The organism is Flavobacterium sp. PL11 (assembly GCF_035985025.1).
Taxonomy (GTDB): Bacteria; Bacteroidota; Bacteroidia; order Flavobacteriales; family Flavobacteriaceae; genus Flavobacterium.
The window spans coordinates 38219-49927 of record NZ_JAXCIA010000020.1 but is presented as its reverse complement, the minus strand read 5'-3'; the positions used below and the strand labels follow the sequence as shown (position 1 = coordinate 49927).

Genomic DNA, 11709 nt, shown 5'->3' with positions numbered 1-11709 from the left:
GTTAAATTTTTTCTTACCTTTTATCAACAATTTTTAAAATTGCTTAATTAATTATCTTCCCATCCACCCACCATCGACGTTTATTAAGCTTCCATGAATATAATTGGCAGCAGCCGAACACAGAAAAACTATTGGACCTTTAAAGTCCGCTGGTTGTCCCCATCGATTTGCAGGAATACGCCCTAAGATCGAACTGCTTCTTTCATGGTCTTCTCTAAGTGTTTTTGTATTTTCTGTAGAGATATATCCAGGAACTATAGCGTTTACATTTATGCCTTTAGCGGCCCATTCGTTTGCGAAAGCTTTTGTCAATTGTGCCACAGCTCCTTTACTAGCAGCATATCCTGGCACATTAATTCCACCTTGATATGATAAAAGAGAAGCGGTAAAAACAATTTTGCCTTGCTCTCTTTTTAGCATTTCTTTCCCTATTTCACGTGTTAAAATAAAGGGCGCTGTTTGATTAACTGCAATGGCTTCATCCCAAAAATCATCAGGATGTTCAGCTATCGGTTTGCGCAAAATTGTGCCAGCATTATTAATCAAAATATCAATTACAGGATGATTTGTTTTTACATTTTTAATAAAATCATATAAAGAATCACGATTAGAAAAATCACATTGGTATGAATAAAATTTTCTACCTGCTGCAATAACGGCTTTTTCAATTTCACTTCCATTAGCTTCTAATGAAGCAGAAACGCCTATTATATCAGCACCTGCTTCAGCAAGAGCAATTGCCATTTCTTTACCTATTCCTCGTTTACAGCCTGTAACTAATGCTAATTTACCTTCTAATTGAAACAAATCAAGAACCTTCATATTTTATTATTTATTATTTTATACTAACAATTAGTGGATTTTTTATCTCCATTGCAAATCTGTTTAAATAATCAATCCACTGTACATTATTTGTAATTTTTCCAGCCTTATCCCATGCGCCACCCGTATAGTATACAATTGGTTCATTATTTTTTACTTCAGTTTGCGCTAACATTTGCTCTTTTCCTACTAACATTGTATTTACAGGAGTTGTCAAAATTACACCTACGCCAGTTGTACCATCTTCACCATGCTTAGGTTCCCAATAGCTCATGATTCCCTCTTGCTCATTTAAAGATATGATACCCGTTTCAGGTCTTTTAATTATTCCAGCGACAACTGTCAAAGGTTTAGTATCATTAAAAGAATAAACATTTTCTAACTGATACAATTGAGATCCAGCATCTAATGACATTGTTTTGGTTGCTTTAACTTTAAGTCCATTGACATTCCACTCATCATAAGTAAGTTTAAAAGTAGATCGCAATGGTCCATTATCCATTATTTTCCATTGGTGATAATTTCCGGAATAGCGGACTGTATCATTCACATAAGGAGCCATATTACCGGCGCCAAGTGTGAAACCAACATGATAATAATCTAAACCGTCTCCGCTATCTTTATGATAATCTTCCGACTTATAACGTTTGTCTAAAATCATTTTATCAGTACGTTTTACCCAAATATCATTACCATAAGCATCTCCTTTTGTTTTTTCAAGTGCTTTACCATAAGTGCGAAACGCAATCTTGTCGTTTTCCCAAGCAAAATCATCCATACGTTCAGGCACGTAACGAGCATAAGTTTTCACTGGAAAAACTTGAGGTTTGCCTTTTTGTATCGAAAGTTGTACTACTGATTTAGCTTTAACAGTAACTTGTACTAATAAATTTTGAATTATTTTAGAGCCTCGACGTTCCAACTGATATTGTACTTGTTTCTTAGTATTGCTATTAATTACTATAAAATTGCTTGTATCAATTTGAGGATATGCCGCTAAAATAGATTCCCATTTTATAGCAACAACCGCTTCTTTTCGTTCGTAGACTGTATTGTTTTGAATACTAATCATTTTTTTTGTTTGTGCAAATAGAGCGAAAGGCAACAGGAAAAATAGTGAGAGAAAAAATTTGTTTGATTTCATAGTATGGGTTATAAAGTATTAGTAAAACGTTGATTCCAACTGTCAAGAATAAAATTACAATACCTATAACAAGGGGCAAATTAATCATTTACCCCTAATAATATTGATACTATTTTATCTTTTATGAGTATTATTCATTTGCAGGTTTGCCAATGGTAGCAAGAATTCCACCATCTACGTAAATAATTTGACCATTTACAAATTTACTTGCATCAGAAGCTAAAAAGACAGCAGTTCCCGCAAGATCTTCTGGCTCACCCCAACGACCTGCTGGAGTTCTACTAATGATAAAATCATTAAAAGGATGTCCATCAACACGGATTGGCTCTGTTTGAGAAGTAGCAAAATATCCTGGACCAATTCCATTTACTTGAATGTTATATTTAGCCCATTCGGTAGCCAGATTTTTAGTTAGCATTTTTAATCCACCTTTTGCAGAAGCGTAAGCACTTACATTATCACGTCCTAGCTCACTCATCATCGAGCAAATATTTATGATTTTTCCTGATTTTCTAGCAATCATGCTTTTAGCAACCAACTTAGACATAATAAAAACACCTACTAAATCTACATCAATAACTTTACGGAAATCCTCTACTGACATATCAATAGCTAATACGCGCATAATAATTCCAGCATTATTAACTAAAATATCTATTTTACCATGTGCCGCTTCCATTGCTGCAACCTGAGCTTCGGCTTCTTTTTCATCAGTAACGTCAAACACATAACCTGTTGCTGTATATCCTGCGTTTTTATAATATTCTATTGCTGTTTCAAGAGGCTCAAGTGTATTGTTAGTAATGATTAATTCAGCACCAGCTCTAGCTAATCCTTCCGCCATTGCCATTCCCAATCCGTGAATACCACCTGTGATAAGTGCCGTTTTTCCTTTTAAATCAAATAAGTTCATGTTGTTTTTATTTTAAATCGTTAATAGTGCAGTGATCCATATCTCCATAATCTAGGTTTTCGCCAGCCATTCCCCATATAAAACTATAGTTTGATGTTCCAGCTCCTGAATGTATAGACCAGTTAGGAGAAATTACAGCTTGTTCATTTTGCATCCAGATGTGTCTTGTCTCTTGTGGTTCACCCATAAAATGACACACGCTTTGATTTTCTGGAACCTCAAAATAGAAATAGGCTTCCATACGTCTGTCGTGGGTGTGCGCTGGCATAGTGTTCCATACGCTTCCTGCTTTTAGCTCTGTCATTCCCATTTGAACTTGACAAGTTTGAACCACGCTATTCACAATCAATTTATTTATAATTCTATGATTAGCTGTTTCCATTGATCCTAACTCTACAATTTCTGCATCAGCTTTTGTAATTTTTTGGGAGGGATAAGTATGGTGCGCGGGAGCAGAGTTCAAATAAAATTTTGCTGGATGATTTGCGTCTGATGATTCGAAATATACTTCTCTGATACCTTTGCCTAAATACAAGGCTTCTTTATAATCAAGTTCGTATTGCTCTCCATCTGCAGAAACAATTCCTTTTCCTCCTACATTGATTATCCCAAGTTCTCTTCTTTCTAAAAAGAAATTTGCTTTTATATTATCTGGATTTGGCATAGCCAATTTTTCATTTTTTGGCGTCGCTCCACCAACGATATATCGGTCAAAGTGCGATAACGTTAAATTAACTTGATCGTCAACAAATAGATTTTCTATTAAAAAATTAGATCGTAATGATGCTGTATCCATTTGCTTTGCTTCATTTGGACTTACTGCATAGCGACTTTCAAAATTTGTATTCATTGTATATATTTTAAAATTTGTATTCTGTTACTAAAAAACAAGATATTGTTTTACTCTAAAACTATCCTTTACCTACAGGATTTATTACACCATATTAGTTTTATGTTGACATTCTACGTATTAATTGTACAGGAGTGGTGGTAACATCTGACAGCACTGAAATTTCAACATCATTTGATTTTTCTTCTAATTTTTTTAGAACAATTTCAACCACTTTAACACCAAATAACACTGGGAATTGCTCAATAGTTGTGAGTGATGGTCTTACAATTTCCGTACGAGAATCATTAGAATATCCTACAATTTTAAGATCTTCAGGGACCTTAATATTATGTTCACGTGCATATTCCAAGGCCGCAATGGCGCTCGTGTCATTAGCAGTAAAAATCGCATCGGGTTTATTATCTCCCTCAAACATGATTTCCATTACTTTTCTAGCATTTTCATGTGTTAATTCTTGATGAAAAATAAGATCTTCATTTATAGCAACCTTATACTGATCACACGCTTTTTTATAACCTGCAAGGCGATCTATATATAGATTTGATGTTAGTGGACCTGAAATATGAGCTATTTTTTTGCAACCTAATTCCAGTAAATGTTGTGCTGCTAAATATCCACCTCTAAAATCATCGCCTTTAATTATTGTAGCATTGTAAGGCTTGGTGGGAACGCGATCATAAAAAATAAGAGGAATATTATTTTTGACAAATACATCAAAATGACTAAAATCCTCTGTTTCAAGAGTACAAGCGACAATTAATGCATCTACACGTGAAGAAAACATCGTAGACGCCAATTCTTTTTCAAGTGTGATCGAATCATTGGATTGACAAATAACTAAATTATAACCGTGCTTATAAAGCTCGTTTTGAATTGTTGTAATTACGGCAGCATGAAAAAACATTGATATACGCGGGACCAGCAATCCTATAGTGTTGGTTTTATTATTGCGTAAACTAGAAGCCATTAAATTACGTCTATAGCCTAATTTCTCCGCCATATCAATAACACGTTTCTTAGTTTCTGCCTTCACATAGGTTCCGTTATTTAATGCTCTTGATATTGTAGCAGGTGATAACTTCAGTGCTTTTGCAATATCTAATATTGTATTATCGTGATTTTTTTCTTTTTCTTGCATGGTGTCACTCTATGTATTTGTGAATGATTTGATTGTTGTTATCTAGTTAACTTTTTATGCTTTACTGAAAGATGGTAATTATCTTATTCCAATAAAAACCCGTCTGCTGTCTCTTTTAAATATTTTTTTAAAACTGGAGTTAATTTTTTAACCATGGGATGATCTGCTTTATAAATATTATTCATCTCAAATGGATCTGCTTTCATATTAAACAAAACTAGCTCGTTTATTCCGTTTTTCTTCACATACGATAATTTATAATCTTTAGTTCGAACTCCTCTAAAACCAGTATTGATATCGACATTATCACTGATAATAGCACCCATAATGAATTGCTCAGTGGGTGTTTTACCTTTTCCTTTTAGATAATAAGAGGCATAACTTTTTCCATCAATATCAGTTGGGATTTGGTTTTTCATACCCATCATATCTAAAATAGTTGGATATATATCAGGTAAACTTCCTAAAAATGTATTATCCATTCTAGGGTTGACATGACCTTTCCAATTCACGATAAAGGGGATTCGAAGTGATTCCTCATAAATATTATTTTTAGATACTTCAGAGTGTTTTCCTAAGCAATTTCCGTGATCTGCCATAATAATGACAATTGTATTTTCGTCTAATTTTTGGTCTTTTAAACCTTGAAGTATTCTCCCTATTTGTTCATCTACACCAGTAATATTAGCGTAATAATATTTAATATCATGTCGATATTGATCTCCACCTTTAGTTCCTGCAGGAGGGATATTTCCATCTTTGATTAAATCTTCTAAGGGAATGTCTTTGTATAGGTTATAATAATTTTCAGGAACCGTTTCATATTCTGAATGTGGCGGATTCATTGAAACTACAAGAGAAAAAGGAGCATCTGTTTTACGAATATTTCCATTTTCGTTTTTCATAAAAGCAATTGCTTTATCAGCTTCATGAATGGGTCCCCATTGATCAACGTAATGAAATTCATCTCTTTTAGCATTGGTATCCCAATACATGGGTCTATTATGCACGTCATAAGTTCCGTAAGAATACCAATAATCAAAACCATGACGTTTTTCAGGAGAGGTCCATTCGTTCCAAGCCACTTTGCCGATATTATTTGAAGTAGGAATATAGGGTTTATAAGGAGAATCTAAATGCCATTTACCTATATAACCGTTAGAATATCCATTCTTTTTTAAAATATCCGACCAAGTAATTGCATCATCTTGTAACTCAACTCCAAAAGGAGCAGAAGCAGAATTTACGTTGCTATACACCTTGTTTTTTACAGGCCATTGCCCCGTCATTAACATAGCTCTTGCTGGAGAGCATACCGGATAATTACTAACCATTTGTCCCAATACTAAACTTTCCTTGGCGTATTTATCTAAAAAAGGGGTCATCACCGGCTCTTTACCTTCAAATCCTATCGCTTGCCCTCTCCACTGATCAGCCATAATAATTAATAAGTTAGGCTTAGTGTTTTTAGAATTTGGTGTTTGTGCGATGCTGTAAATGCTACTTAAAAAGCAGATTGCCAAAAGTAGTTTCACTGAAAAAAGAGAATGTGTTCTATTGATCATTATTTTATTTTTTTTAAAATTTAGTTTAAAATCTAACAAATTCCTACTCAATAATTAGTAACATATTATTAGATTATTTTCATTTTATAGTTTACTTTTTAAATTAATGTATCTGCTTACAATTTAAATACTTACTGTCAATAATTTAATTTTTATATTAGTAGACAGCTTCATAATCAACTTTAGTTATAAAAGAAAATTCTTTACAGAAATTTAAAAAATGTTACAAACATAAAACATTTCTAATTTGTAAAACATAGTTATTAAACGCAATCACTAAAGGTTGTTTTCTTAAATTTTATTCTTTTAATGTCACTTTAAACACATATACAGGTATTTCAGTTGGTAAAACCTTAGGCATCATTATATTAAGTGCCGTGCTATTTTGTTTCCAATTTATCTTAGTATTTGATCCTAATAAATTGATAGATTTAATTTTATATTTTTCTTTTACAAGAGCTTTTATATCTAAGTCCGGTGCAGTCCAACTACGAGCAATTATGTAAACAATATTTTCTTTAGAAGTAAAATAAATATCTGGTAAAATTGTTTTTGAAGTAGTATCTGAATCAGAATCGTGCACCATAGTTCCAGCTAATGTTTTAGAGGAAACTTGTTCTGAAATTACGCTCCATGGTTTTGTATTATATATTGCTTCGCTATTAATGGTCATCCATTCGCCTATTGCTTTTAAACGTTCTACAGCTTCTGGAGGAAACGTACCATCCGCCTTTGGGCCAATGTTTAACAGTAAGTTTCCACCCTTGCTCACTATTTCGACTAATTGTCTAACCAGTAGTTCAGGGGATTTCCATTCATTATCATGACGATTAAAAGCCCAACCTCTGCTCATGGTAATACAAGCTTCCCATGGTTTTGGGTTGGCATCTTTAGCAATTTGTTGTTCAGAAACATAATAATCACCTAGACCATTTCCTATACGATTATTCACAATGCAATTTGGCTGCAACGTTTTTATCATAGTTAATAGTTCTTCACTTTGCGCTTTGGTAATTAGTTCAGGAGTATCAAACCATAGTACGCTTACAGGTCCATAGTTAGTAAGTAATTCTCTTATTTGAGGTTTTACTTTTCTTTCAAAATATTTTGAGATGTCTTTTTTATCTTCATCTGGAAAGTCGACTAAATTACTTCGTCCTCCTTTTGTAGGCCAATTCGTTGGTACATCTGGATCTTCCCAGTCTCTACCCAATGAATAGTAAAAGCCTAATTTCATGTCATTTTCTTTGCAAGCTTGGGCTAATTCCTGCAGTGGATCACGCTGAAAAGGAGTCTTGTTGACAATATTATAGTCACTGCTAGGTGAATCGTACATCGCAAAACCATCATGGTGCTTAGTGGTAATGACAACGTATTTCATGCCTGCATTTTTGGCCATTTTTACCCATTGATCAGCCTTAAATAGTGTAGGGTTAAAATCATTGGCTAAGCTAGCATATTCTTTTATAGATAGTTTTTCATATATCATAAAATGCTCATTGCCCTTATAACGCTTTCCATTCCAATCACCAGCTGCTTGGGAATATAGTCCCCAATGTAAGAACATACCAAACTTTGAACCGCTCCACCAATCTAATTGGTCAGCTGGTTTGACGATTTGTTGCTGGGCAAATAAATTCAGATTAAGTACTGATAGAATTAAAAGCATAAAAATTTTTTTCTTCATCTTTTTTTCTTTACTGGATATTGGTTCTTTTTACTAAGAAAGAGTATTATACTTTCTATTTTTGTAACTATTGAATATTATAATTGTTTCACTAGCATCCAGCTTTTTCTGGAGAAAATTAAAACAGTTAAGCATTGGGCTTTAGCCAAAATATTTTGTTTGGCTAAAGCTATTTATCTTTACTAATTACATTTTTCCAGCTAAAGATGGAGGCATCACAACCTAAAACTCGATGCATCTCAACCTAAAACTGGATGCAATTCAACCTAAAGCTGAATCTAACTCTAACTCAACCTTTTTAAAATAGAATGCACGGAATAGTTATAAATCATTTAATTGTCTTTAATTATTTAAATCTGACAAGTATTGAATATCTGTCAATTTGTATAAGATCATAAAAATTATAGCTATAAAACATTTAAACACAACATTTTTAAACTTAATAGAGTAGGAGTGAAATTGATATTATAATTTTAGAAACGAAGTTTTCTTTTTTGAAATTATAAATACCATTGTTTGTATCTCAATAATGCTTCTGCAAAATAATAATCAGCATAAGTTAATGGCACGTCGATTTCATTGTTGTGAGGAATTGATCCTACACTATGCATCAAAAGATACCCACCATTAGTTCCAAGTTTAGCTCTATATTTATCGCTAGACATTGATTTTATCATTGTTTTTGCCGATGAAACATATTTTTCTTTCTCTGCACCTGTTGTGTATTGCCCTAATTCTAATAAAGCAGAAGCAAATATAGAAGCTGCAGATACATCACGTAAAGCATTTGGTATTTCTTTAGCGTCAAAATCCCAATATGGAATCTTATCTGCAGGCAAATTTGGGTGATTTAATATAAACTGAGCTATTCCTTTAGCTTGTTTTAAGTAAGCAGGATCTTTAGTGAAACGGTACATCATGATGTAACCATATAAAGCCCAACCTTGACCGCGGCTCCAAGCACTTTCATCAGCTGCACCTTGTGCTGTCACCTTTTTTCTAACATCTCCATTTGTCAAATCGTAATCTAATACGTGGTAAGAGCTATAGTCAGGTCTGAAATGGTTTTTTATAGTTGTATTGGAGTGGGTTCTTGCTATATTTGCAAAGCTTTTGTCATTGCTATTTAAGCTAGCCCATTCTAGCATTTCTAAATTCATCATATTATCGATGATAACTGGACCTACAAATCCTTTTTGGCGCAAAGCTCCTTCAGATATTTCCCAAGACTGAATCACTTTTGCATCTGGACGGTATCTAGTAGCAAGTGATTTAGCTGATTGAAGAATTACATCCTTATATTCTTGTTTATTATCTAAACGGTAAGCATTTCCAAAACTACAATACATCATAAAACCTAAATCATGATTTTGAGTAAAGTATTTTACTGGCTCTAAAACAGTCAACTTTTGATTTGCTGCTGCTAGTATTGAAGGATCTTTAGTATATTCATATATATAAAATAAGGTTCCAGGATAAAAACCACTACACCACCAGTAAGCATCGCTGTTAATGTTTTTATTGTTTTTGAATGTTTTTGGTAAGGAGTCTTTTGGCGTGTTTTTCATTAAATATTGATATTGCTTTGCAGCAAAAACAAAATTTTCATCAATAAGCGCTTTCATTTCTTGTTTGTCATCATTTTTTGTTGTCTTCATGCCGCAGCTATAAAGAACAAAAATGAATAGGAGGGAAGATATTATTTTCATAATGAGTGAAATTTGGTAATTTATTTAGGTAATTGATATAAGTAAAATAAATGCTGCTTTATTAGGATTGTTTTCAAGCGGAAATACATTTTTATTTTTTGCATTTTATAAATTGAGCACAATCAAACTTTGCTGCTATAAAACAAAATTTTGATTGCGCTCAATATTTATTAGTGATACAATACTACTTATTAAGCAGTATAATAGGTTTTACCAACCTGGATTTTGTGTTAACTCTTTATTAGAAGCTATTTCTCTTGAAGGAATAGGATATAATAAATGTTTAGGTGCTACATTGCTTCCACCAAAACCTGCATATTGCTGATTTCCTGTTGTTGGGGCAGTTGACATTTCTGCACCAACTGCATTCATAGTTTGAACAAATTTGCCCCATCGAATTAAATCTGATTTACGTGTTCCTTCAAAACATAATTCACGCATACGTTCATCTTCGATTGCTAATTGAAAATCAGCTTTAGACAATCCTGCTGGTAAATCAGCAATCATGCTAACTGTATTAATAGGAAGATTATATCCTCTACGACGCACTTGGTTAACAGCATTGTAAGCTGCAGCAGTTGGACCGCTAACTTGATTTTCTGATTCTGCCATCATTAACAATACATCAGCATATCTTAGTACTGGGAAATTATTTGGATTGTGATTTTTCTCTTTTGAAAGTGGTCCTTCATATTCTCTTCTCCATTTTCCACAGTCTCTACCATAAGGAAATTCAGAAGCTCGCGCTGCGGCTAATTTTACAATTGGATTTTTAGCACCAGTGGTATTATTAAAAGTATAAGTAGTTAAAACCCAGTCACGACGCAAATCGCCTTCACCATAACTATTAAATAAACGTCCAGTACCTCTAATAAAACCATAGCTATAACCTATCTGATTGAATAACGCAGCTCCAGTAAAAGTGATTCCATTAGTATTTCCTAAACGACCCGTTTCAACATATCCATCACTACGATTTCCTTTAAAATCAATTTCCCACATAGATTCTTTTACATCATAAACATCTTGTACTTGATTGATAAAAATCTGACGGTATCCATTATTAGAAGTATTTCCGTAAGAAGGATTAAAAGTATTATAAATAGGGTCTGGATTAAACGTAACATTTAAAGCGTGTTCACCTGAATCCACAACTTTTTTAGCATAAGCTAAGGCGTCTTTATATTTTGCAGTATCATTAAGTGGGTATCCTGCCATAGTCAAGTAAACTCTTGAAAGTATTCCTTGTACAACAGTTTTAGACACTCTACTTGAATATCCTAAACTGGTTGAAGTAGATACTTTAGCTTCTGCTTCTGTCATATCTTTCACTATCTGAGCGTAAATCTGAGCGATAGGTGTTGCGGGTTGTTGTGTGCCATTTGGTGTGGTTGTAGGAGATGTCTTCATCGGTACTGCTCCAAATCCTTTCACTAACATAAAATGATAATAGCCTCTTAAGAATAATGCTTCACCTAAGATAACTTGGCGTTTACCTTCATCCATTGTTGGGATATTAATATTCGCAATTAAATCATTAGCTCTATTTAATCCATCATATAGGGTATTCCACATATTAGAAACATTGGGATCAGTTGCATTAAAAACATATACCATAGGTTCTGTTTTCTGACCACTTCTGGCATAAAAGCCTTCATCTGTACAAGCTTCTAGTTTGGTATATAATGCTTCTCCGTATAAGGGTGCCGCTCCTAATGGGTCATATACTCCGGCTAAACCTTGCAATAATCCTTCTTCATTAGTGAAGTATTGCTCTTTACCAATTTTATCAACTGGTTTAGTATTTAGAAATTCTTCGCACGAGGTAGACAACATGGCTACTAATGCTAATGTGATATATATTTTTTTCATTTGTAA

At 33.5% G+C, this 11709-nt stretch carries 9 protein-coding genes; all 9 read right to left on the bottom strand.

What is annotated here, in order from left to right; translation table 11 throughout:
* Window positions 1-51 precede the first annotated feature (51 nt).
* Window positions 52-822: an SDR family NAD(P)-dependent oxidoreductase gene (locus RCH18_RS11370; RefSeq protein ID WP_326936879.1), complete on the bottom strand. Its 771-nt coding sequence runs from the start codon at window positions 820-822 to the stop codon at window positions 52-54.
* Window positions 823-835: 13 nt separating this feature from the next.
* Entirely contained in the window at window positions 836-1894 is a 1059-nt protein-coding gene (locus RCH18_RS11365) for a DUF4861 family protein (RefSeq protein ID WP_326936878.1), read from the bottom strand.
* 202 nt (window positions 1895-2096) lie between these two features.
* A complete protein-coding gene (locus tag RCH18_RS11360; protein WP_326936877.1) occupies window positions 2097-2879 on the bottom strand; it encodes a gluconate 5-dehydrogenase in 783 nt (260 codons plus the stop codon).
* 7 nt (window positions 2880-2886) lie between these two features.
* On the bottom strand, window positions 2887-3729 hold the full coding sequence (gene kduI, locus RCH18_RS11355; RefSeq protein ID WP_326936876.1) for a 5-dehydro-4-deoxy-D-glucuronate isomerase: 843 nt from the start codon (window positions 3727-3729) through the stop codon (window positions 2887-2889).
* A 100-nt stretch (window positions 3730-3829) separates the two neighbouring features.
* Window positions 3830-4870 (bottom strand): LacI family DNA-binding transcriptional regulator, encoded by a 1041-nt coding sequence (locus tag RCH18_RS11350; protein WP_326936875.1) that lies wholly within the window; start codon window positions 4868-4870, stop codon window positions 3830-3832.
* Window positions 4871-4953: 83 nt separating this feature from the next.
* Entirely contained in the window at window positions 4954-6435 is a 1482-nt protein-coding gene (locus RCH18_RS11345; RefSeq protein WP_326936874.1) for a sulfatase family protein, read from the bottom strand.
* Window positions 6436-6733: 298 nt separating this feature from the next.
* Complete coding sequence (locus RCH18_RS11340) at window positions 6734-8122, bottom strand: alpha-L-fucosidase (RefSeq protein ID WP_326936873.1); 1389 nt, start codon at window positions 8120-8122, stop codon at window positions 6734-6736.
* A gap of 500 nt (window positions 8123-8622) precedes the next feature.
* On the bottom strand, window positions 8623-9780 hold the full coding sequence (locus RCH18_RS11335; protein ID WP_326936872.1) for a glucuronyl hydrolase: 1158 nt from the start codon (window positions 9778-9780) through the stop codon (window positions 8623-8625).
* 261 nt (window positions 9781-10041) lie between these two features.
* Complete coding sequence (locus RCH18_RS11330) at window positions 10042-11703, bottom strand: RagB/SusD family nutrient uptake outer membrane protein (protein WP_326936871.1); 1662 nt, start codon at window positions 11701-11703, stop codon at window positions 10042-10044.
* Window positions 11704-11709 lie beyond the last annotated feature (6 nt).

Bases quoted from the DNA above. Each gene is read 5' to 3' on its own strand.
- RCH18_RS11370 (WP_326936879.1), bottom strand. From the start codon at position 822: ATGAAGGTTCTTGATTTGTTTCAATTAGAAGGTAAATTAGCATTAGTT.
- RCH18_RS11365 (WP_326936878.1), bottom strand. From the start codon at position 1,894: ATGATTAGTATTCAAAACAATACAGTCTACGAACGAAAAGAAGCGGTT.
- RCH18_RS11360 (WP_326936877.1), bottom strand. From the start codon at position 2,879: ATGAACTTATTTGATTTAAAAGGAAAAACGGCACTTATCACAGGTGGT.
- kduI (WP_326936876.1), bottom strand. From the start codon at position 3,729: ATGAATACAAATTTTGAAAGTCGCTATGCAGTAAGTCCAAATGAAGCA.
- RCH18_RS11350 (WP_326936875.1), bottom strand. From the start codon at position 4,870: ATGCAAGAAAAAGAAAAAAATCACGATAATACAATATTAGATATTGCA.
- RCH18_RS11345 (WP_326936874.1), bottom strand. From the start codon at position 6,435: ATGATCAATAGAACACATTCTCTTTTTTCAGTGAAACTACTTTTGGCA.
- RCH18_RS11340 (WP_326936873.1), bottom strand. From the start codon at position 8,122: ATGAAGAAAAAAATTTTTATGCTTTTAATTCTATCAGTACTTAATCTG.
- RCH18_RS11335 (WP_326936872.1), bottom strand. From the start codon at position 9,780: ATGAAGACAACAAAAAATGATGACAAACAAGAAATGAAAGCGCTTATT.
- RCH18_RS11330 (WP_326936871.1), bottom strand. From the start codon at position 11,703: ATGAAAAAAATATATATCACATTAGCATTAGTAGCCATGTTGTCTACC.